Raw genomic sequence first — 21,547 nt, forward strand, 5'->3', positions numbered from 1 at the left:
GCGCATCATCGGGGAGGTCCTGACCCGAGCCCGGGCCTGGCGAGCCGGCGTTCGTCATCCGGGCAGCGACTGACGGCGAGTACCCCTACTCGCCCCTTCGCCACCTCTCGTGGTGGCTCAGCCGCCGGGGACCTCGCCCCGTTCGTGCACCGACACCGGGAGCGCGCTGGCGGGGACCAGCAGGAAGCGCAGGTCGATGACCGCGTGCAGCAGCACCGGCAGCAGCAGCGACCCGGTGTCCACGTAGATCAGCGCCATGACGCCGCCCAGCACGCCGGTCAGCACGATCCCCGCTCGGCCCTGGTAGGCGTGCGCCAGGCCGAACGCCACCGCGGCCACGACCACCAGGACCCAGGCGGGCGGGCCGCCGGCCATGGCGGCGACCACGGCGAGGAAGAACCCCCGGTACAGCCACTCCTCGCACACCCCGGCGGTGACCCCGACCAGGGTGAACAGCCGCCGCTCCCCCTCGGTCCGGGGCAGCAGCGCGAGCGTGGACTGCCCGGGCGGCTCGGCGTGCCGACCTTCTCCGGGGCGCCGCGTCGGCCGGGTCGCCTCCAGCAGCGCACCGGCGCGCAGCTGGCGGGTGGAGGCCACGACGAGCAGCAGCACCACCACGACGACCACCGCGGTTCCGGGGCCCGGCCACTCCCGCGGCCAGACCAGCCCGACGGCCGCGGCATCGACCCCCGGCGAGGCCAGCCAGACGACGAAGGCCACCACCGCCAGGCCCCACTCGAGCACCAGCAACCGCCGGTAGAACGAGCGGCGCGCCCCGGCGTCGGTGCGCAGCCGGCCCTCGAACCGGCGGTGCAGCACGTGCCCGACGACGGGCTCGCCCACCACCAGGTAGACCGCCACGACCACCGCGGCCAGCGCCGCCGGGCCGAAGGCGTCGAGGGCGACCGGCAGGGTCGTCACCGCCGGCGGATCAGGCCTCGGCGCGCAGCAGGGCCAGCGCGCCGGCGAGGTCGGGCGGGTACTCGCTGGTGAACTCGACCCACTGCCCGTCGGCCGGGTGCGGGAGGCCCAGCCGCACCGCGTGCAGCCACTGCCGCGACACCCCGAGCCGGACGGCCAGCGTCGGATCGGCGCCATAGGTCGTGTCGCCCACGCACGGGTGGCGCAGGGCCGAGAAGTGCACCCGGATCTGGTGCGTGCGCCCGGTCTCGAGCCGGATGTCGACCAGGCTGGCGGCGGCGAACGCCTCGGTCACCTCGTAGTGGGTCACCGACGGCCGGCCCCCGCTGACGACGGCGAACTTCCAGTCGTGCCGCGGGTGCCGGTCGATGGGCGCGTCGATGGTGCCGCGCGAGGGGTCGGGGTGGCCCTGCACGAGCGCGTGGTAGCCCTTCGCCACCGTGCGCTCCTTGAAGGCGGCCTTCAGCGCGGTGTAGGCGCGCTCGCTCTTGGCGACCACCATGACGCCGGTGGTGGCGGCGTCCAGCCGGTGCACCACGCCCTGCCGCTCGGCGGCACCGGACGTGGAGATGCGGTACCCGGCGGCGGCCAGGCCGCCGATGACCGTGGGCCCGTCCCAGCCGGGGCTGGGGTGGGCGGCGACCCCGACCGGCTTGTCGACGACCACCAGGTCGTCGTCGTCGTGGAGGACCGTCATGCCCTCGACCGGCTGCGGGGGCGCGGGTTCGCCGGGCGGGGGTGGCAGCTCGACCTCGAGCCAGCTGCCCCCGGTGAGCCGGTCCCCCTTGCCGCGCACCCGGCCGTCGACGACGACGTGGCCGGCGTCGGCCAGCTCGGCCGCCACCGTGCGGGTGAGGCCGAAGAGCCGGGACAGGGCCTGGTCCACCCGCTGGCCCTCCAGGCCGTCGGGCACCGGGAGGGCCCGGTGCAGGCCGGGAGTGCTGGTCACGGCGTCCATTGTGCGGGTCGGGCCGGACGACGTGGTGGAACGGCCCGCCTGCAGGGTCCCGGCGCGAGCCTGTGTGCGGCGGGGGGACCTGTGCGGCAACACGTGGGCATTGATGGGGGACTTCCGCACCGGGTCGGCGCTCGAACCAGCCTTCTGACCTGTGCACCCCCTCGGGAGACGGGTGAGATCGGAACGGGCCGCCCGGCACGATCGAGCATCCGACGAAGTGCGATGACGCCCACTTCCCGAGGGGTCAGAAGCGGGCGTGAGCGCACATCGTCGGCCGGTGACGGGCTCGCGCGACCCACCACACCCACGTCGTGAGGGAGACCCGTGTGTCAGGGCCTCGACCCGAGTGGTGATGTCCCACAGGGCCGCCCACGTGTTGCCGTACCGGCGGGGGGGCGGGGGGGCAGGCGGGTCCTCCTACTGGGCGGCGCTGGGCCGCCCGTCCGCGCCGCTGCGGGTGCCGTCGAACTCGATGCCCCGCAGCGCCAGCAGCACCCCCAGGATGCCCCCGCAGACGATGGCCGAGTCGGCGACGTTGAACACCGGCCACACGCTCCCGTCCGGACCGAACACCGACAGGAAGTCGACGACGCCGCCGCGCAGGAACCCAGGGTCGCGGAACACCCGGTCGACCAGGTTGCCCACCGCCCCGCCGAGGACCAGCCCCAGCGCGACGGCCCAGCCGGTCGACCGCATGCGGCGGGCGGTGCGCACGATGACGACGGAGACGACGGCCGCGATCAGGCTGAACAGCACCGTCGCACCCTCCGCGAAGGAGAACGCGGCGCCGGTGTTGCGCAGGTTGGTGAGGTACAGCGCGCCGCCCAGGACGCGGATGTCCTCCCCCGGCTCGATGGTCGCGACGACCACCAGCTTGGTGACCAGGTCGAGCGCCAGGACGGCGGCGGCGAGGGACAGCAGCAACCGGGTGCGCGGCCGGCCGGACGGCTCGGCGGCGGAGGAACCGCCGTCCGCGCCGTCGGCCGGGTCGACGTGCTCGGACAGGTCGGGCTCCTCGCTCGGTCGGCACCGGCCGGCCGACCCGGCGGTGCCGACGACGATAGCCGGGCCCGCCACCGGCGCTGCGGCGGCGGGCCGGGTGCCCGCTCAGCCCACGCCCACCGCCGTCGCCCCGCCGCGGGCGTCGGTCTCGCGGTCGCGAGCGTCCTCGGCCTGCTCCAGCCGGTCCTGAGTGGCCAGCCGGGTCAGCTCGGCGCCGGCCTCGGCGTCGCGGGTGAGGTTGTCGCCGGTCTCGGGGTCGAAGACGTGGACCTTGCGGCTGTCCAGCCAGAACTCGGCCTCCCGGCCCTCCCGGATCCGGCTGGTCGCGTCGATCGAGACGATTGCCTGGGTGCGCAGCTCCTCGGAGTCGAGCTCCTTGGACAGGTCGCGCAGCTGCGCCTTGATCGAGTCGGGGGCGTCGTAGGGGATGTAGGCGTACTGCGAGTCGCCCAGCCACTCGGTGACGTCCACCCGCGCCCGGAAGGTGGAGCCGACCGGCCGCTTGGCCTCGTCGACCAGCGTCGCGTCCTCGAAGTACTCGGGCCGGATGCCCACCAGCAGCAGGTCGCGCCCGGCGACCGCCGCGGCCCGCTTCTCGTCGAGCTCGATGTCGCCGAAGGGCGTCTTCAGCCGGTTGCCCTCCGGCGTCGCGGGGAGGAAGTTCATCGGCGGGGAGCCGATGAACCCGGCGACGAAGAGGTTGACCGGCTGCTCGTACAGCTCGCGCGGCGAGGCGACCTGCTGGATCTTGCCCTTGCGGAGCACGCAGACCCGGTCGCCCAGGGTCATCGCCTCGGTCTGGTCGTGGGTGACGTAGACGGTGGTGATCCCCAGCCGGCGCTGGAGGCGGGAGATCTCGGTGCGCATCTGCCCGCGGAGCTTCGCGTCCAGGTTCGACAGCGGCTCGTCGAAGAGGAACGCCTCGGCGTCACGGACGATGGCCCGCCCCATGGCGACGCGCTGCCGCTGACCACCGGAGAGGTTGGCCGGCTTGCGCTCCAGGTGCTCCTTGAGCTCGAGCACGTCGGACGCCGCCTCCACCTTGCGGCGGACCTCGTCGTCCGGGGTCTTGGACAGCCGCAGCGGGAAGGCGATGTTCTCGTACACCGTCATGTGCGGGTACAGCGCGTAGTTCTGGAACACCATCGACAGGTTGCGGTCGCGGGGGGCCAGGTCGTTGACCCGCTTCCCGCCGATGACCATGTCGCCGCTGGTGATGTCCTCCAGGCCGACGATCATCCGCAGCAGCGTCGACTTCCCGCAGCCCGACGGGCCGACCAGGATCATGAACTCCCCATCGGCGATGTCCAGGCTGACGTCGTTCACCGCCGGGAAGCCGTCGCCGTACTGCTTCACGATGCTCTTCATGTCGATGGAGGCCATCAGGATTCGTCCCCTCGCTGGGTCGATGAGGTGCAACTGCGGTCGGTCATGGCGCTCAGCCCTTGACCGCGCCGTTGGTGAGGCCGGCGACGATGCGCCGCTGGAAGAGCAGGACGAGGACCACCACGGGGATGGTGACGATCACCGCGGCCGCCGAGATGGCGCCGGTCGGCTCCTCGAACTGCGAGGCACCCGTGAACAGACCGAGCGCCGCGGGCACCGGGCGGGCCGCCTCCGTGGAGGTCAGCGAGATGCCGTAGATGAAGTCGTTCCAGGCGATGAAGAACGCGATGATCGCCGTGGTGAAGACGCCGGGGGCGGCGAGCGGGACGATCACCTTGCGGAACGCCTGCCAGGTGGTCGCGCCGTCGACCTGCGCCGCCTGCTCCATCTCCCAGGGGATCTCCCGGAAGAACGCCGACATCGTCCAGATCGAGATCGGCAGCGTCAGCGACAGGTACGGGATGATCAGCCCCGGCCAGGTGTCGTACAGGCCGATGTTCCGCCAGAGGTTGAACAGCGGCGTGACGATCGAGATGACCGGGAAGATCGCCACCGCCAGCGCCGTGGACAGGATCAGCTTCTTGCCCGGGAAGTCCAGCCGGGCGATCGCGTAGGCGGCGAACATCGCCAGCAGGCAGGAGATCGCCGTCGCGATGAGGCAGATGCCGAAGGAGTTCACCAGGGCCGGCAGGAAGAGGTCGCTGGCCCCGCCGAACAGGATCAGGTCGTAGTTCTGCCAGGTGGGCGCGGTGGGCAGGAAGCTCCCGTTGGAGAGGTCGCTGGGCGCCTTGAGCGACACCGAGATGATCCAGGCGATCGGGAACAGGCAGTAGACGACGATGAGCGCGCCGCCGATGCCCCAGAGCACCTTGTTCCGCGTGGACATGGGCTACTCCCCCCGCGCCTGGGCCAGGTCGACCTTGAAGAGCTTGATGAAGCTGAAGGCGATCAGCACGACCGCGAGGAACAGCAGCACCGAGACCGCGGACCCCAGGCCGATCTCCAGCCGGGCGATCGTCTGCCGGTAGGCCAGGAACGACACCGACTCGGTGCCGTTCGCACCGTTGGTCATGATGAAGATGCTGTCGAACACCCGGAACGCGTCGAGGGTGCGGAACAGCAGGGCGACCATGATCGCCGCCTTCATGTTGGGGATCGTCACCTTCCACAGGCGCTGCCACCGCGTCGCGCCGTCGACCTTCGCCGCCTCCTGGAGCACCTCGGGCACCTGGGCCAGGCCGGCGAGCAGCAGCAGCGAGATGAACGGGGTGGTCTTCCAGATCTCGGCGAGGCAGATGACCAGCAGCGCCGTCCAGCGGTCGCCGAACCAGTCGGTGCTCTCCGAGACGCCGGGCAGCCAGGCGAACCACGAGTTCACGAACCCGGACTGGATGTCGAAGGCGAACTGCCAGGCGAACGCCGACACGACGGTGATGACCGCGTACGGGATGAGGATCGCCGCCCGGAGGACCGGACGCAGCGCCCGCAGCGCCTTCACCATCACCAGCGCCAGCCCGAAGCCGAGGACCAGCTCCACGGCCACGGTGACCACCGTGATGAAGGCGGTGACGCCGATCGACTGCCACCACAGCGAGTCGGTGAGGATCACCCAGTAGTTGGTGAGCCCGGTGAAGGAGCGGTTCGCCGGGTCGGTCAGCCGGTAGTCGAACAGCGACTCGTAGGTGGCCTGCAGGATCGGGTAGGCGGTGACGAGGAGCATCACCGCGAACGCCGGTCCGGCCAGCAGCCACCCCAGCCGCTTCTCCCCGCGGGCCCGGTCGCTCGCCCGGACCTTGGGCGCCGAGACCGGTTCGTCCTTCTTGGTCGGCGGGAGCGTCGTCGTACTCACGAGGACTCCTCGCCGGCGCTCGTCGCCCGCGTTCGCGGGACTGCTCCACCCATCGGTTCGCTCGCGAGCTCGCTCACAACAGGTCCTCCTTCGCCAGGACTGCCTTGATGAGCTCGGTCGCCGCCTTGCCGGTCTGGCCGGGGTCGACGCCCGACGGCGGGTGGTAGCTGCGCTGGATGCCGACCGAGATCTCGTTGTAGTACGGCGTCTGCGGCCGGGGTGCGGCCATCTCCAGGGACTCCCGGATCGCCGGGGCCATCGGGAAGGCCTCGAGCACCTCGGGGTCGTCGTAGACCGCGGTGGACGACGCCGGGTTGCCGTTGGTCACAAAGTAGTAGGCCTGGTTCTCGTCGGAGACGATGCACTCGGCCGCTTCGTACGCCAGCTCGGGGCTCTCGCTGAAGGCGCTCACCCCGAGGTTGATGCCGCCGTAGGGCGGGGCGGCCGGCGTCTCCTCGTCGACCCGCGGGTAGATGGTCGCGGCGTAGTCCTCCGGCACCGACGGGTCGAGGGTCCCGGCCTCGGCCGCCCCCAGCGCGCGGGGGTAGACGAACGGGTAGTTGACCTGGAAGCCGCCGGCCTCGCTCTCGAAGCCGGTGGCGGTGGAGTCCTCGTTCGCCGTCGAGAAGGCCGGCCCGGCCGCGTCGGACTCGGCGACCATCTTCATCACCTCGGCGGCCCGGACACCGGCCTCGGAGGTGAGGCCGAGCTCGATCTGAGCCGGGTCCTCGGGCGATGCGTCGGTGATGATGGAGCCGCCCGCGGACTCGATCAGGGCGTTGAACCAGACCGTCAGCGACTCGGCCCGGGCGCCCTGGGCGCCGACCAGCGTGCCGGTCTCCTCGGCCGCCTGGACGATCTGCTCCCAGGTCACGGGCTCGGACATGTCCAGCCCTGCCTCCTCCGCCACCGACTCCCGGTACCAGAGCAGCTGGGTGTTGGCCCAGAAGGGGACCGCGACGAGCTCACCGTCCCAGGTGGAGCCCTCGACGGCGCTCTCGACGACGTCCTCGGTCACCCGGTCGGCGACGTCGTCGGGCACCGGGGCCAGGAAGCCGGCCTGGGCGAACTCCGGGATGAAGGGCGGGTCCAGGCTCATGAGGTCGATCGAGTCGTCGTTGGCCGCGAGGCGCCGGATCAGCTGCTCGCGCTGCGACGCCGCGTCGCGGGGCAGCAGGGCCGTCTCGATCGTGTACCGGCCGTCGGCCTCCTCGGTGCACCGGGCGGCGATCTCGGCCTGCCCGCCGGCGTCCGGGTTGATGTACCAGGTGAGCGTCGAAGCACCCCCGCCCCCGCCGCCGCAGGCCGCGAGCCCGGAGGCCAGGAGCGCGCCGGCGGCTGCACCCGCGAGGCGCCGCGGCCGGGCCCTGCCCTGGCCGGGAACCCCCGTGCGGGCTCGGGGCGGGTGGGGATCGGGGATCGCTGACACGCGCATCGCCTCCGTTGGCGCTCGGTGCAGCCCGATGATCTCGGGGGTACTTGGAGCGTCGTACCGTCGCCGGAGGCTGTCAAACCGAACGAGACGTGCACGTGACACCGGGCCGACCGGCCCGTCACCTGCGGTTCATCCCCGGCCGGCGATGACCGAGGGCGTGGTGAGCTCCTGCGGCGTGCCCGGCAGGACGTTGTCGAAGTAGGAACGCGCGGCCTTCGTCGTCCCGACGTCGCGCCCGGCCTTCTCCGACAGGAACCAGCGGTGCTCGAGGACCTCGTGGAAGACCTCGGCCGGCTCGAGCCGGCCGCGCAGGTGCTCGGGGATGGCGTCCACGACCGGCTGGTAGACCTCGCCGAGCCAGCGGTGGCCGGCGATCGTCTCGGGCACCGCCTGCCCCGACTTCTGCTCCAGGTACGCGCGGAAGGCGCGGACGTCGTTGAGCAACCGCTGCGCCTGCCGCTCCCGCACCTCCAGACCGGTGAGGCGGAACAGCTCGCGGCGGTTGTGCCCGGGCTCGGCGACCCGGGTCTCCACCCGCAGCCGGGTGCCCTCGTCGGTCGTGAGCAGCTCCACCTCGCCGACGTCGAAACCGAGCTCGTTCAGCCGCTGCAGGCGTTCGGCGACGCGGTAGCGCTGCTCGTCGGTGCGGAAGACCTCCTCACGGGTGACCTCCTCCCACAGCGACTCATACCGCCGCGGCAGGCCCTCGGCCACCTCGATGGGGTCGATGTCCTCGGGCAGCAGCCCGCCGAACTGAAGGTCGAGCAGCTCCGCGCCGACCCGCTCGCAGGCCAGGTCGACGTCGTAGCGGCGCTGGCCGGGCGACAGCCGCGGGTGGCGCTCGACGGTCTCGGCGTCGACCAGGTAGGCGGCGAAGGTGCCGGCGTCGAGGCGGAAGAGGGTGTTGGACAGCGAGCAGTCGCCCCAGAAGACGCCGGCCAGGTGCAGCCGCACCAGCAGCACGACCATCGTGTCGAGCAGCTGGTCGGCCGACTGACCGCCACGCGGGCCGGAGAACAGCCAGCGGTAGGACATCGAGTACTCGAGGTACCGGGTGACCAGGATCGCCGCCTGGTCGTCGGGCCGGTCGACGCAGATGCCGAGCACCGAGACGGTGGGCAGGCCCTCGTTCTCGAACTGGGCGAGCAGCGCGTACTCGTGGCGGGCCAGCCGCTCGTCGATCTCCTTCAGCGCGTAGACCCGGTCCTCGACGGCGACGAAGCGCACGACGTGCCGGGAGATGCCGCGCGAGGGGACGTCGAGCAGGAGGTCGTCGTCCCACTCCTCCAGCGGCTGGTCCCACGGCAGCGACAGCAGCCCGGTCGCGTCCGTGGCCGGTGGTCGGAAGAGGTACCGCATGGCGCGCTCCGGGGGGAAGACAGGTGCTGGCCGTCACGATCCCACGCCGCAGCCGCCGCGACGTGGGGGAAGGGTGGTCCTTCGTCAGTCGGTCTGGTCGGGGCGGCCGTCCTCGCCACGCCACATGGCCAGCCGGCCGGCCCGGCTGACCGCCCGCAGCCGGCGTTCGGCCTCGGGCCGCGACGCGCGCGCCGAGACCAGCAGCGCCTGGTCGCCGTGCATCAGGCGGGTCGTCTCGTCGGGCACGAACGCCCGGCCCCCGCGCACGATGAGCACCACCGCGGCGTCCTCGGGCAGCCGCAGCTCGGGCAGGTAGACGCCGTGGAGGCGCGACCCCTCCGGCACCCGCATCTGCATCAGCTCTGCGTCCAACTCCTCCAGCGGTGCGGCCTCCACCTGGATCTCCCGCGGCGCGATCGGCGCGCCGATCCGCAGGCGGCGGGCCACCCAGGGCAGCGACCAGCCCTGCACGAGCGTGAAGACGACGACGAGCACGAACACGGTGTCGAAGATCCGCGCCGCACCGGGCACCCCGGCCGTGACGGGGAACGTGGCGAGGACGATGGGCACGGCACCGCGGAGCCCGGCCCACGACACGAACGCCTGCTGCGGCCACGGCCACCGGAACCACACCAGCGACAGGGCGACCGACAGCGGCCGGGCCACCAGCAGCAGTGCGCCACCGATGACGAGGGCCGGCACCAGGGCGTCGAGCAGCCGGGGCGGCGAGACCAGCAGGCCCAGCAGCACGAAGAGCCCGATCTGGGCGAGCGACGCCATGCCCTCGGCGAAGCCGATGCTCGCCGTCCGGTGCGGCAGCGCGGCGTTCCCGAGCACGACGCCGCACAGGTACACCGCGACGATGCCCGAGGTCCAGGCCAGCGTGGCGGTCGCGAAGGCGAGCACGCAGAGCGACAGCGTCGCGAGCGGGTAGAAGCCGGCCAGCGGGAGCGCCACCCGCCGCAGCAGCTCCGCGCCGAGCAGCCCGATGACCACGCCGACGACGGCCCCGCCGACGAGCTGGCCGACCACCTGCAGGACGACCAGCCACCAGGCGCCGGCCGCCGCGTCGGTGAGCACGGCGGCCAGCGTCGTCACCAGCAGGATCGCCGGGGCGTCGTTCAGCCCGCTCTCGGCCTCGAGGGCCGCGGCGAGCCGGCGCGGGAGCGGCAACCGCCGGAGCGCCGCGAACACCGCCGCGGCGTCGGTCGAGCCGATGACCGCGGCCAGCAGGAGCGCGAACCCCCACGACGCGTCCAGCAGCCACACCGTGATCCCGGCGGTGACCGCCACGCTGACCGCGACGCCCACGGTGGCGAGGGTCAGCCCCGGGCCGATCGCCCTCCGGACGTCGGCCCACCGGGTGGTCAGCCCTCCCTCGGCGAGGATGACCACGAGCGCGGCGACGCCGAGGGTCTGGGTGAGCTCGGCGTCGTCGAACTGGATGCCGAGACCGCTCTCCCCCAGCACCACGCCGATCGCCAGGTACAGCAGGAGGCTGGGCAGCCCGAGCCGGTCGGCCAGGCGCAGGGCCACGGCCGCGAGGAGCACGACGCCGGCGCCGAGGGCGAGGGCGACGGTGACCGTCGTGTTCACCGTCGCCGCCCCATGGGGGCAGTCTCCCGCACGGCCTCGCAGGCTCCCCCGGAGGCGTCGGGTTCCCCACCGGAGGTGTGTTTGCCGGTTCGGGGAGAATGGGCCGCGTGAGTGCCCCCACCGGTCCCTTCGCCGCGCTGCCCCCGCAGGTCGACCTCCCCGCCCTGGAGCACCGCATCCTCGAACGCTGGGAGAGCGAGAAGGTCTTCGACCGGTCGCTGGAGGCCTCGCAGGGCCGCCCGCAGTGGAACGTCTACGAGGGCCCGCCGACGGCGAACGGCCGCCCCGGCACCCACCACATCGAGGCGCGCGCGTTCAAGGACGTCTTCCCCCGGTTCAAGACGATGCAGGGCTGGCACGTGCCCCGCCGCGCGGGCTGGGACTGCCACGGCCTGCCCGTCGAGATCGCCGTCGAGCAGGAGCTGGGCTTCGCCGGCAAGCCCGACATCGAGCGCTTCGGCATCGCGGAGTTCAACGCCCGCTGCCGCGCGTCGGTCGAGCGCCACGTCGACGCCTTCACCGAGCTGACCCACCGCATGGGCTACTGGGTCGACTTGTCCACCGCGTACTGGACGATGGACCCGGCGTACATCGAGAGCGTCTGGTGGTCGCTCAAGCAGGTGTTCGACAAGGGCCTCCTGGTCGAGGACCACCGGGTCGCGCCCTACTGCCCGCGCTGCGGCACCGGGCTCTCCGACCACGAGGTGGCCCAGGGATACGAGTCGATCACCGACCCCTCGGTGTACGTCCGCCTGCCGATCACCGACGGCGAGTGGGCCGGCCGGGCCGACCTGCTGGTGTGGACGACGACGCCGTGGACGCTGCCGTCGAACACCGCCGTCGCGGTGCACCCCGAGGTCAGCTACGTCGTCGCCCGCCCCGCCGGCACCGACGACGTCCCCGTGGTGGTGGCCGAGCCGCTGCTCGCCGCGGTGCTGGGTGAGGGCGCCGAGGTGCTGGGCAGCGCGCCGGGCCGCGAGTGGGAGCGCACGCACTACCAGCGGCCGTTCGAGCTGGTCGAGTTCCCCGGGGGGGACGCCCACTTCGTCGTCCTCGCCGACTACGTCACCACCGACGACGGCACCGGCCTGGTGCACCAGTCCCCCGCCTTCGGCGCCGACGACCTGGTCGTCTGCCGGGGCTACGGGCTGCCCGTGGTGAACCCGATCGACGCGACCGGGCACTTCCTGGCCGAGGTGCCGCTGGTGGGCGGGCACTTCTTCAAGGCCGCCGACCCGGCCCTGGTCGAGGACCTGGACAGCCGCGGTGTGCTGTTCCGCGAGATCCGGTACGAGCACAGCTACCCGCACTGCTGGCGCTGCCACACGCCGCTCATGTACTACGCGCAGCCGTCCTGGTACATCCGCACCAGCGCGATCAAGGACCAGCTGCTCGCCGAGAACGCGCGCACCACCTGGTACCCCGAGAGCATCAAGACCGGCCGCTACGGCGACTGGCTGAACAACAACGTCGACTGGGCCCTCTCCCGCGACCGGTACTGGGGCACGCCGCTGCCCATCTGGCGCAACGACGCCGACCCGGCGCGGATGGTCGTCGTCGGCTCGCTCGCCGAGCTCTCGGAGCTGACCGGCCGCGACCTCTCCGACCTCGACCCGCACCGGCCCTTCATCGACGAGGTGACCTTCACGCTCCCCGGCGAGGAGGGCACCTACCGGCGCGTGCCGCAGGTCATCGACGCCTGGTACGACTCCGGCTCGATGCCGTTCGCCCAGTGGGGCGCGCCCTACCGGAACCGGGAGCGGTTCGAGGCCGCCTACCCGGCCCAGTTCATCTGCGAGGCGATCGACCAGACCCGCGGCTGGTTCTACTCGCTCATGGCCGTGGGCACCCTGGTGTTCGACAAGAACTCCTACGAGAACGTGCTGTGCCTGGGCCACATCCTGGCCGAGGACGGCCGGAAGATGAGCAAGCACCTGGGCAACATCCTCGAGCCCATCCCGCTGATGGACCGGCACGGCGCCGACGCCGTCCGCTGGTTCATGCTCGCCGGCGGTTCGCCCTGGTCGGCCCGGCGGGTCGGGCACGAGACGCTGTCCGAGGTCGTCCGGAAGGTGCTGCTCACCTACTGGAACACCGCGAGCTTCTTCACCCTGTACGCGGAGACCAACGGCTGGGACCCGGCCGCCAGTCCGGCGCCGCCGCGGACCGAGCGCCCGCTGCTGGACCGCTGGGCGCTGGCCGAGCTCGCCGCCGTCACCCGTGACGTCACCGCGGCGCTGGAGGACTTCGACACCCAGGGCGCGGGCCGCCTGCTGGCCCAGTTCGTCGACGACCTCTCCAACTGGTACGTGCGCCGCTCCCGTCGCCGGTTCTGGGACGGCGACCTCTCCGCCCTGGGCACCCTGCACGAGGTGCTCGACGGGCTGACCCGGCTGATGGCCCCCTTCACCCCGTTCGTCACCGACGAGGTGTGGGCCCGCGCCGTCGTCCCCGGCCTGGGCGGCTCGGACGTGCCGGACTCGGTGCACCTGGCCTCCTGGCCCGTCGTGGACCCCGACGCCCTGGACGACGCCCTGGTCGAGCAGATGGCGCTGGTCCGCCGGCTGGTGGAGCTGGGCCGCTCGGCCCGGACCTCCGCCAAGGTGCGCACCCGGCAGCCGCTGGCGCGCGCCGTCGTCGCCGCGCCCGGGTGGGGCTCGCTCCCCCGCGACCTGGTCGCCGAGGTGGCGGACGAGCTCAACGTGGCCGGGGTGCTCGAGCTGGCCGCGGTCGGCGGTGACCTGGTCGACGTGAGCGTGAAGATCGACTTCCGCGCCGTGGGCCGCCGTCTCGGCAAGCAGGTGCAGGCGGTGGCCAAGGCCGTCGCCGCCGCCGACGCCCCGGCGCTGGTCGCCGCCTACCGGGCCGGCACCGCGAGCGTCGAGGTCGACGGGGCGGAGGTCGAGCTCGTCGACGGCGACCTGATCGTCACCGAGACCCCGCGGGAGGGCTGGACCGTGGCCAGCAGCGGGGGGCTCACCGTGGCGCTCGACCTCGCGCTCACCCCTGCCCTCGAGCGAGCCGGCCGCGCCCGCGAGGCGATCCGGCTGGTGCAGGAAGCGCGCAAGGCGACCGGCCTGGAGGTGAGCGACCGCATCGAGCTGTGGTGGACCGCGGACGGCGCCATGGCGGAGGCGCTCACCGAGCACGCCGGGCAGCTGGCCGGTGAGGTGCTCGCCGTCGCCGTGCACGCCGGCACCCCCGGCACCGGGGAGGGCGTCGAGGGTCCGGAGGGCTCGCGCTTCTGGGTGGCCAAGGCCTCCGTCTGAGGGGCCCCGGGGCGCGGCTCAGGCGCCCCGGGACCGGCGGGCGCGGGCCCGGTCGGCGAGCTGCCGGTCGGGCCGGCACACGCCGCAGGGGGTGAAGCCGTCGGTGCGCGCCTCGTCCAGCGGCAGCGGGATCGGCTCGTGGCCGCGGAGGTGGACGCAGCCGGGCAGGTGGTAGCGCGGGTGCTCGTCCACGACCAGCACCTCGTCGGTGAGGTCCACGATGATCAGCAGGTCGGTCACCTCGACCTCCTCGACCGGCGGATCCTCCAGCTCGGGTCGCGCGCCGACCGCGGTGCGGCCGCCGGCCGGGGGTCCGGCCGGCTGAGCCGGGAGCACGGGCTCGTCCGGCGCCACCGCGACCGGTTCGGAGGCGGGCCGGGTCGGTTCGGAGGCGGCCGGGTCGGCGGCGGGCGGGTCGGCGGCGGGCGGGTCGGCGGCGGCCGGTTCGGCGGCGGGCGGCGGAGCGGTCACGGGCGGGACCGAGGTCGCACCGGTGGCGAGGTCCGGCCCGGTCGCCGCGGGGCCGGCGTCGGACGCCGGGACGCCGTCCGCCGTGGACGATGCCGGAGCCGTGGACGACGCCGGAGCCGTGGACCGCGCGCTCGACGCCGTCGACCCGGTGCCCACCGCCGGCGCGCCCGCCGGCTCCTCGGCGCGGGCGGCGAGCTGCCGGCGGGCCACCACCAGGACCCCCGCGGCGACGGCGCAGGCCGCCACGCAGGCCCAGTACAGCGCGGTGCTGCCCGTCAGCAGGCCGCCCACGAAGAGACCGAGGCCCAGCAGCAGGAGCAGCGCGGCGATCACGATCACAGCAGGGACTGTAGGGCGCGGCCGGCCGGGGGCGCCCGCTGGACGCCCCCGGTGCGGCGGGTGTCAGCCCGGGGTCTGGGTGACCCGGAGCCCGGTCTCCGCGGAGAAGAGGTGCGCCTCGCCCGGGCGGATAGCGACGTGGACGATTTCGCCCTTCATGGGCGGGCGACGGGGGTCGGCCCGCAGCACGAGCTGCCGGTCCTCACCGCCCGCCTCCCCCGCGGCCAGCCGGCCGTAGGCGAAGGCGTCCGAGCCGAGCTCCTCCACGATCAGGACCTCGACCGGGATGCCCTGACCGGCGGCGACGAACTCGACCGACTCCGGCCGGAACCCGAGGGTCGCGGTGGCACCGCCCTCGCGGGCGATCGCGGACAGGGCCTCGCGCGGCAGCGGGACGGTGTGCCCGGCGACCTGCGCCCCGCCCTCGGTCAGCGAGACGGGGACGATGTTCATCGCCGGCGACCCGATGAAGCCCGCGACGAACACGTTGGCCGGGTTGTCGTAGAGGTTGCGCGGGGTGTCGACCTGCTGGAGCACGCCCTCGCTGAGCACCGCGACCCGGTCACCCATCGTCATCGCCTCCACCTGGTCGTGGGTGACGTAGACGGTGGTGACCCCGAGCCGGCGCTGCAGGGCGGCGATCTCGGTGCGGGTCTGCACCCGCAGCTTGGCGTCGAGGTTGGACAGCGGCTCGTCCATCAGGAAGACCTGCGGCTGGCGCACGATGGCCCGCCCCATCGCGACGCGCTGCCGCTGGCCACCCGAGAGCGCCTTGGGCTTGCGGTCGAGGTAGGGCTCGAGGTCGAGGATGCGGGCGGCCTCCTTGACCCGGGTCGACCGCTCCTCCTTGGAGACCCCGGCGATCTTCAGGGCGAAGCCCATGTTCTCGGCGACGGTCATGTGCGGGTAGAGCGCGTAGTTCTGGAACACCATCGCGATGTCCCTGTCCTTGGGCGGGAGGTGGGTGACGTCCCGGTCCCCGACCCGGATGGCGCCGTCGGTGACCTCCTCCAGGCCGGCCAGCATGCGCAGCGACGTCGACTTGCCGCAGCCGGACGGGCCGACCAGCACCAGGAACTCGCCGTCGGTGATCTCGAGGTCCAGCGCGTCGACCGATGGGCGGGTCGCGCCGGGGTAGACGAGCGTGGCGTGGTCGAACGTGATGGCGGCCATGGGTCCCTTCCTGCGCCGAACGGTGCCGTCACTCTGGCACGCCCGGGGCCACCGGGACCACCATCACGTCGCCGTCGTCCCCGACCGGGTCACCCGGTCCGGACAGATTCCTCCCCCGATCGTGCACCGAGCACGGGACACCGTGGGAGCGCTCCCATATGCTCGCCGACGCAGCCACCGCCGAAGGAGCCACCACCGCTCGGAGGCTGCACAACCGTTACGGCAACGTTGCCGCCGGGGATCTCCCGCGCCGCTAATGTCGCCGGACGGATGTGGCGGCCGCACCCGGGATCGGGTGCCGGGCACGAGTCACACGATGCGGCGACGGAGCCGCAGAAGTCTGGAGGGGACCACATGACCAAGCGTGCGAGAGGCCGCGGCGCGGCGGCGCTGGCCGGCGGGCTGGGGCTGACGCTCCTGCTCACCGGGTGCGGCGCCGACGAGGTCGACGGCGGCGGCGGTGGCGGCGCGGCGGCCGCCGACACGGAGATCGACTGCGCGCCCTACGAGGAGTTCGGCGACCTGGAGGGCGAGACGGTCTCCGTCTACACCTCGATCGTCGACCCCGAGGACCAGCCGCACATCGACTCGTACGTGCCGTTCGAGGAGTGCACCGGCGTCGACGTCGAGTACGAGGGCTCCCGGGAGTTCGAGGCGCAGCTCGTCGTCCGCACCCAGAGCGGCAACGCGCCCGACATCGCGTTCATCCCGCAGCCGGGTCTGCTGGCCAACCTCGTCCGCTCCGGCGACGTCGTGGCCGCTCCCGCGCAGACCGAGGCGAACGTCGACGAGTACTGGGACGAGAGCTGGAAGGAGTACGGCAGCGTCGACGGCGAGTTCTACGCCGCGCCGCTGGGCGCCAACGCCAAGTCCTTCGTCTGGTACTCGCCGTCGGCCTTCGAGGAGGCCGGCTACGAGGTGCCGCAGACCTGGGACGAGATGATCGCGCTGTCCGAGGAGATCGCCGCCACCGGCGCCAAGCCGTGGTGCGCGGGCATCGGCTCCGGTGACGCCACCGGCTGGCCGGCCACCGACTGGCTGGAGGACGTCGTCCTCCGCACGGCCGGCCCCGAGGTCTACGACCAGTGGGTCAACCACGAGATCCCGTTCAACGACCCGCGGATCGTCGAGGCGCTGAACACCGTCGGCGAGATCCTCAAGAACCCCGAGTTCGTCAACGCCGGCCTCGGCGAGGTGCAGTCGATCGCGTCCACCGAGTTCGGTGACGCCGGTCTGCCGATCCTCGACGGCAGCTGCTGGATGCACCGGCAGGCGTCCTTCTACCAGGCCAACTGGCCGGAGGGCACCGAGGTCGGGCCGGACGGCGACGTCTTCGCCTTCCCGCTGCCGCCCATCGGTGGCGACGGCACGGCCCCCGTCCTCGGTGGTGGCGAGTTCACCGCGGCGTTCAACGACGACCCGGCCACCCAGGCGTTCCAGACCTACCTGTCCTCCCCGGAGTGGGCGAACATCAAGGCCCAGGTCTCCGGCCCCGGCTGGGTCAGCGCCAACACCGGCCTGGACGCCGACAACCTGGAGTCCCCGGTGGACCAGCTCTCCGCCGAGCTGTTCCAGGACCCGGAGTCGGTGTTCCGGTTCGACGGGTCGGACCTGATGCCGGCCGAGATCGGCGCCGGCCGCCTGTGGACCGAGCTCACCAACTGGATCGCCAACGACAAGTCCAGCGAAGCCGTCCTCACCGACGTCGAGCAGGCCTGGCCCGCGTCCTGACCTCTCGGTCGTGACACCGGGCGCCCGGCAGCCACCTGGCTGACCGGGCGCCCACCAGCCCGGATGCCGGGGGACGGCTGCAGCCCAGCCGCCCCCGGCATCCACCGTCGGAAGGAGGTGGCCACGGGTGCAGTGGCTCCTGGAGGCGAACACCGCAGGTCACAAGATCGCCCTCATGGTGGTCGCCATCCTGCTGTTCGCCGTCGTGATGGGCGCGATCCTGTTCGCCGTCGACCGGCCCAAGCGGGTGCCCACCTGGGTGATCGTGGCCGGCTTCCTCGGCCCCACGTTCGTCCTGCTGCTGGTCGGGCTGGTGTACCCCGCGCTGGAGACCGTGCGCGGCTCGTTCTACGACAAGGACGGCTCGGAGTTCGTCGGCTTCGACAACTACGCCACCGTCTTCACCGACGACAACTTCCAGCGCGTGCTGCTCAACACCGTGCTCTGGGTCCTGCTGGTCCCGGCGGTCACGACCGCCCTCGGGCTGGTCTACGCCTACCTGGTCGACCGCACCCGCTTCGAGTCCCTGGCCAAGGCGCTGGTCTTCCTACCCATGGCGATCTCCATGGTGGCGGCGGGCGTCATCTGGAAGTTCGTCTACGAGTTCCGCCCCGACCAGCCGGGGGTCAACCAGATCGGCCTGCTCAACCAGCTGCTGGTGTCGATCGGCATCGAGCCCCAGCAGTTCCTGCTGACCGCGCCGGCGAACACCTTCTTCCTCATCGTCGTGATGATCTGGATCCAGGCCGGGTTCGCCATGACGGTGCTCTCCGCGGCGATCAAGGCGATCCCCGACGACATCATCGAGGCGGCGCGGCTCGACGGCGTCGGCGGCCTGCAGATGTTCCGCTACGTCACCGTGCCGAGCATCCGCCCGGCGCTGGTCGTGGTGCTCACCACGATCGCGATCGTCACGCTCAAGGTCTTCGACGTCGTGCGCACGATGACCGGCGGCAACTTCGGCACCAGCGTCGTGGCCAACGAGTTCTACACGCAGGCCTTCCGCCAGTTCAACTTCGGCCTCGGCGCCGCGCTGGCGGTCCTGCTCTTCCTGCTGGTCATCCCGATCATCGCCTACAACGTCCGCCAGCTGCGCCTGGCCGAGGAGATCCGATGACCACCACGACCCCCGTCATGGCCCCGGTGCCCGGGGAGGCGGACACCCGCGGCCGGACGCACACCCGGGCGGAGCGGGCCAAGAAGCGGCTCACCTCCCCCGCCGCGTCGCTGATCGCCATCGTCATCGCCGTCCTCTGGACCGTGCCGATCCTGGGCCTGCTGGTCACCTCCTTCCGGCCGGAGCTCGACATCCGCCGCTCGGGCTGGTGGACGGCGTTCACCGACCCCGAGTTCACCCTCGACAACTACAACCAGGTGCTCTACGGCGGCACCGACTTCGCGGGGCTGTTCGTCAACTCGCTGGTCATCACGCTTCCGGCGGTGGTCATCCCGATCACCCTGGCGCTGCTGGCGGCCTACGCCTTCGCCTGGGTGCCGTTCCGGGGCCGCAGCATCCTCTTCGTCGCCGTCTTCTCGCTGCAGGTGGTCCCCATCCAGGTGACCCTCATCCCGCTGCTGAGCCTGTACGTCGACGCCGGGCTGGCCGGGTCGTTCTGGACCATCTGGCTCTCGCACGCGATCTTCGCGCTGCCCCTGGCGATCTTCCTGCTGCACAACTTCATGAAGGAGATCCCGCCCTCGCTCGTCGAGGCCGCCCGCATGGACGGCGCGGGGCACGTGAAGATCTTCTTCCAGGTGCTGCTGCCGCTGCTCACCCCGGCGATCGCCGCGTTCGCCGTCTTCCAGTTCCTGTGGGTGTGGAACGACCTGCTCGTCGCCCTCACCTTCGCCGGTGGCGCCCAGGGCGTCTCCCCGCTCACGGTGCGGCTGGCCGACATGGTGGGCACCCGCGGCTCGGACTGGTACCTGCTCGCGGCCGGCGCCTTCGTCTCCATCATCCTGCCGCTGATCGTCTTCCTGGCGCTGCAGCGCTTCTTCGTGCGCGGTCTGCTGGCGGGGAGCGTCAAGGGCTGAGCCCCCGCTCGCCCGCCGCGCGGAGGGCCCCGACCGCCCAGCCGGACCGGGCACCGGCCGGCCGCAGGCCCCGGGGACGACGAAGGCCCCGGACCGTGGGTCCGGGGCCTTCCTCGAGCTGTGCTCAGGCGCTGGCGTGCTGGTTCTGCCGCCCGGCGGCGGCGGGCTCGGCCGAGCCGCGGCTGTCCAGGTCGCGCAGGTGCGACTCGAGGTAGGACCGCAGCCGCGTGCGGTACTCGCGCTCGAAGGTGCGCAGCTCCTCGATCTTGCGCTCCAGGCTGCTGCGCTTCTCCTCGAGGCCGCCCATGACCTCGACGTGCCGGCGCTCGGCGTCCTGGTCGAGGGCGGCGGCCTTGGCGCGGGCCTCCCGCTCCATCGTCTCGGCGCGCGTCCGGGCGTCACCGATCATGGAATCGGCCCGGTGCTTGGCCTCGGCGACCATCTGCTCGCTCTTGGCGCGCGCCTCGGTCACCATCCGGTCGCTGTTGGTCTTGGCGCCGGTGAGCATCTGCTCGGCCTGGGTCTTGGCCTCGTTGACGTAGCGGTCAGCGGTCTCGGTGGCCAGCGCGAGCATGCGCGAGGCCCGGGCGCTGTCGTCCTCGCGGGGCTGCTGCACCACGGGCGGCGCGGGAGCCGGCTGCGGCGCCGGAGCCGGGACGGGGGCCGGCGGCTCGGGCCGCTCCTCGACGCGCGCACCGGCCCGGCCGGCGCTGGAGCGCAGCTCGTTGTTCTCCTCGATCAGGCGGGCCAGCTCGGCCTCCACCACGTCGAGGAAGGCGTCGACCTCGTCCTCGTCGTAGCCCCGCTTGCCGATGGGCGGCTTCTTGAAGACGACGTTGTGCACGTCGGCAGGCGTGAGTGGCATCGCAGGTCACCTCAGGTCGGACGGCGGGACAGGGCGGTGGGAGCGGCGGCGGGGCGCCACCGTCCGACGGCTCTGACCCGGGGGGTTTCAGCGGTCATGCGAGTGCGAGCGTGACGTTCCGGAGGACCACCACGGCGATCAGCAGCACCATAAACCCGAGGTCCAGCCGGATGGACCCCAGGTTCAACGGCGGGATCACCTTCCGCACCGCCTTCAGCGGCGGGTCGGTGGTGGAGTAGACGATCTCGAGGCCGGCCGCGACCGCCCCCGAAGGCCGCCAGCTGCGCGCCAGCACCATCACCCAGTCGACGACGAACCGCGCGAAGAGCAGGACGAGGAAGACGAGCAGCACCGATGAGACGATCTGCCAGAAAAGAGACACGGGCCCCGCTCGATCAGGGCACCACCCGGTGCCGACTCCACTGCGCCGCTCAGGACTTCTCGGAGAACCCGCCCTCGCGGATCTTCGCCTTGTCCTCAGCGGTGACGGCGACGTCCTGCGGACTGAGCAGGAACACCTTCGCCGTGACGCGCTCGATACTACCGCGCAGTCCGAAGCTCAGGCCCGCAGCGAAGTCGACGAGGCGCTTGGCGTCGGCGTCGTCCATCTCGGTGAGGTTCATGATGACCGGCATGCCGTCGCGGAACCGCTCGCCGATGGTGCGTGCCTCGTTGTAGGTGCGCGGGTGCAGGGTGACGACCTGGTAGCTCTTGGCCACGGGTGCTGGTGCCGCCTCGGGCTCGGGTTCGGGGGCCACCACCGGCTCGCGGACGGCGAGGCCGGCCGCGGCGACGGGGCCGCTGGTGGTGCTCAGCACGCGTGAGCCGGTCGCGCCGGTCGCGCCGGCGCCGGTCGGGGCGAGGCCGAGGGGGCGGGCCTGGACGCGGCGCACCGACAGGGGCTCAAGGTCGCGGGCCGGGGGCACCGGGGCGAGGTCGTCGTCGGCGTAGTCGTCGGCGTACTCGTCGTCGGCGTAGCCGCGGTCGGCGAAGCCCTCGCCGTAGCGGTCCTCGTCGTAGCGGCCGTAGCGACGATCGTGCTCGAGCTCGTCGGACGGGCGGGCGTCGTACCGGCCGTAGCCGCGGGGCACGTCGTCCTCGACGAGCCCCAGGTAGATCCCCATCTTCCGCATGGCTCCGGCCATCGGACCTCCCCCTC

At 72.5% G+C, this 21,547-nt stretch carries 18 protein-coding genes; 4 read left to right on the forward strand and 14 right to left on the reverse strand.

Annotated features, from left to right (window positions below):
• Positions 1-117: 117 nt before the first annotated feature.
• From QOZ88_RS16480 to QOZ88_RS16520, 9 genes are all read right to left on the reverse strand, one after another.
• Positions 118-921 carry a CPBP family intramembrane glutamic endopeptidase gene (locus QOZ88_RS16480; protein WP_306000814.1) on the reverse strand — a complete coding sequence of 268 codons (804 nt, stop codon included), beginning with the start codon at positions 919-921 and terminating at the stop codon, positions 118-120.
• A 10-nt stretch (positions 922-931) separates the two neighbouring features.
• The gene (locus QOZ88_RS16485) at positions 932-1,879 is read right to left on the reverse strand and encodes an RluA family pseudouridine synthase (protein ID WP_306000815.1); all 948 of its coding nucleotides are present in this window, start codon (positions 1,877-1,879) and stop codon (positions 932-934) included.
• Positions 1,880-2,296: 417 nt separating this feature from the next.
• Positions 2,297-2,956 (reverse strand): signal peptidase II, encoded by a 660-nt coding sequence (gene lspA / locus QOZ88_RS16490; RefSeq protein ID WP_306000816.1) that lies wholly within the window; start codon positions 2,954-2,956, stop codon positions 2,297-2,299.
• Between the two features lie 30 nt (positions 2,957-2,986).
• A complete protein-coding gene (locus QOZ88_RS16495; protein ID WP_306000817.1) occupies positions 2,987-4,264 on the reverse strand; it encodes an ABC transporter ATP-binding protein in 1,278 nt (425 codons plus the stop codon).
• Positions 4,265-4,319: 55 nt separating this feature from the next.
• On the reverse strand, positions 4,320-5,153 hold the full coding sequence (locus QOZ88_RS16500; protein ID WP_306000818.1) for a carbohydrate ABC transporter permease: 834 nt from the start codon (positions 5,151-5,153) through the stop codon (positions 4,320-4,322).
• A gap of 3 nt (positions 5,154-5,156) precedes the next feature.
• Entirely contained in the window at positions 5,157-6,116 is a 960-nt protein-coding gene (locus QOZ88_RS16505; RefSeq protein ID WP_306000819.1) for a carbohydrate ABC transporter permease, read from the reverse strand.
• A 73-nt stretch (positions 6,117-6,189) separates the two neighbouring features.
• Positions 6,190-7,551, reverse strand: coding sequence for an extracellular solute-binding protein (locus QOZ88_RS16510; protein ID WP_306000820.1), 1,362 nt, complete (start codon positions 7,549-7,551; stop codon positions 6,190-6,192).
• A gap of 129 nt (positions 7,552-7,680) precedes the next feature.
• Complete coding sequence (locus tag QOZ88_RS16515) at positions 7,681-8,910, reverse strand: DUF4032 domain-containing protein (protein WP_306000821.1); 1,230 nt, start codon at positions 8,908-8,910, stop codon at positions 7,681-7,683.
• An 84-nt stretch (positions 8,911-8,994) separates the two neighbouring features.
• Complete coding sequence (locus QOZ88_RS16520) at positions 8,995-10,506, reverse strand: potassium/proton antiporter (RefSeq protein ID WP_306000822.1); 1,512 nt, start codon at positions 10,504-10,506, stop codon at positions 8,995-8,997.
• A 107-nt stretch (positions 10,507-10,613) separates the two neighbouring features.
• Here QOZ88_RS16520 and ileS point away from each other — a divergent pair, with 107 nt between their 5' ends.
• Complete coding sequence (gene ileS / locus QOZ88_RS16525) at positions 10,614-13,775, forward strand: isoleucine--tRNA ligase (protein ID WP_306000823.1); 3,162 nt, start codon at positions 10,614-10,616, stop codon at positions 13,773-13,775.
• A gap of 18 nt (positions 13,776-13,793) precedes the next feature.
• Here the strand turns inward: ileS and QOZ88_RS16530 are convergent, their stop codons facing one another.
• Both QOZ88_RS16530 and QOZ88_RS16535 read right to left on the reverse strand, forming a co-directional pair.
• Positions 13,794-14,585, reverse strand: a complete 792-nt coding sequence (locus QOZ88_RS16530; RefSeq protein ID WP_306000824.1) for a hypothetical protein — start codon at positions 14,583-14,585, stop codon at positions 13,794-13,796.
• Between the two features lie 63 nt (positions 14,586-14,648).
• Complete coding sequence (locus tag QOZ88_RS16535) at positions 14,649-15,758, reverse strand: ABC transporter ATP-binding protein (protein WP_306000825.1); 1,110 nt, start codon at positions 15,756-15,758, stop codon at positions 14,649-14,651.
• A 354-nt stretch (positions 15,759-16,112) separates the two neighbouring features.
• Between QOZ88_RS16535 and QOZ88_RS16540 the strand changes: the two genes are divergently transcribed.
• The 3 genes from QOZ88_RS16540 (at position 16,113) to QOZ88_RS16550 (ending at position 19,523) form a co-directional block, all read left to right on the forward strand.
• Positions 16,113-17,489: an ABC transporter substrate-binding protein gene (locus QOZ88_RS16540; protein ID WP_306000826.1), complete on the forward strand. Its 1,377-nt coding sequence runs from the start codon at positions 16,113-16,115 to the stop codon at positions 17,487-17,489.
• A gap of 127 nt (positions 17,490-17,616) precedes the next feature.
• On the forward strand, positions 17,617-18,606 hold the full coding sequence (locus QOZ88_RS16545) for a carbohydrate ABC transporter permease (protein ID WP_306000827.1): 990 nt from the start codon (positions 17,617-17,619) through the stop codon (positions 18,604-18,606).
• The gene (locus tag QOZ88_RS16550) at positions 18,603-19,523 is read left to right on the forward strand and encodes a carbohydrate ABC transporter permease (RefSeq protein WP_091934891.1); all 921 of its coding nucleotides are present in this window, start codon (positions 18,603-18,605) and stop codon (positions 19,521-19,523) included. The genes QOZ88_RS16545 and QOZ88_RS16550 overlap by 4 nt, the downstream gene beginning before the upstream one ends.
• A 124-nt stretch (positions 19,524-19,647) precedes the next feature.
• On the opposite strand, the gene wag31 is transcribed toward QOZ88_RS16550, so the two are convergent.
• The 3 genes from wag31 to QOZ88_RS16565 all read right to left on the reverse strand — a co-directional run bounded on the left by wag31 (position 19,648) and on the right by QOZ88_RS16565 (position 21,533).
• A complete protein-coding gene (gene wag31 / locus QOZ88_RS16555) occupies positions 19,648-20,388 on the reverse strand; it encodes a DivIVA-like cell division protein Wag31 (RefSeq protein ID WP_091934894.1) in 741 nt (246 codons plus the stop codon).
• 94 nt (positions 20,389-20,482) lie between these two features.
• Positions 20,483-20,770 carry a YggT family protein gene (locus QOZ88_RS16560; RefSeq protein WP_091934897.1) on the reverse strand — a complete coding sequence of 96 codons (288 nt, stop codon included), beginning with the start codon at positions 20,768-20,770 and terminating at the stop codon, positions 20,483-20,485.
• Positions 20,771-20,819: 49 nt separating this feature from the next.
• The gene (locus QOZ88_RS16565) at positions 20,820-21,533 is read right to left on the reverse strand and encodes a cell division protein SepF (RefSeq protein WP_306000828.1); all 714 of its coding nucleotides are present in this window, start codon (positions 21,531-21,533) and stop codon (positions 20,820-20,822) included.
• Between the last annotated feature and the right edge of the window lie 14 nt (positions 21,534-21,547).

Source organism: Blastococcus carthaginiensis (assembly GCF_030731085.1).
In the GTDB taxonomy this organism is placed as follows: domain Bacteria; phylum Actinomycetota; class Actinomycetes; order Mycobacteriales; family Geodermatophilaceae; genus Blastococcus; species Blastococcus carthaginiensis.

Bases quoted from the DNA above. Each gene is read 5' to 3' on its own strand.
- QOZ88_RS16485 (WP_306000815.1), bottom strand. From the start codon at position 1,879: ATGGACGCCGTGACCAGCACTCCCGGCCTGCACCGGGCCCTCCCGGTG.
- QOZ88_RS16495 (WP_306000817.1), bottom strand. From the start codon at position 4,264: ATGGCCTCCATCGACATGAAGAGCATCGTGAAGCAGTACGGCGACGGC.
- QOZ88_RS16500 (WP_306000818.1), bottom strand. From the start codon at position 5,153: ATGTCCACGCGGAACAAGGTGCTCTGGGGCATCGGCGGCGCGCTCATC.
- QOZ88_RS16510 (WP_306000820.1), bottom strand. From the start codon at position 7,551: ATGCGCGTGTCAGCGATCCCCGATCCCCACCCGCCCCGAGCCCGCACG.
- QOZ88_RS16515 (WP_306000821.1), bottom strand. From the start codon at position 8,910: ATGCGGTACCTCTTCCGACCACCGGCCACGGACGCGACCGGGCTGCTG.
- QOZ88_RS16535 (WP_306000825.1), bottom strand. From the start codon at position 15,758: ATGGCCGCCATCACGTTCGACCACGCCACGCTCGTCTACCCCGGCGCG.
- QOZ88_RS16540 (WP_306000826.1), top strand. From the start codon at position 16,113: ATGACCAAGCGTGCGAGAGGCCGCGGCGCGGCGGCGCTGGCCGGCGGG.
- QOZ88_RS16550 (WP_091934891.1), top strand. From the start codon at position 18,603: ATGACCACCACGACCCCCGTCATGGCCCCGGTGCCCGGGGAGGCGGAC.
- wag31 (WP_091934894.1), bottom strand. From the start codon at position 20,388: ATGCCACTCACGCCTGCCGACGTGCACAACGTCGTCTTCAAGAAGCCG.
- QOZ88_RS16565 (WP_306000828.1), bottom strand. From the start codon at position 21,533: ATGGCCGGAGCCATGCGGAAGATGGGGATCTACCTGGGGCTCGTCGAG.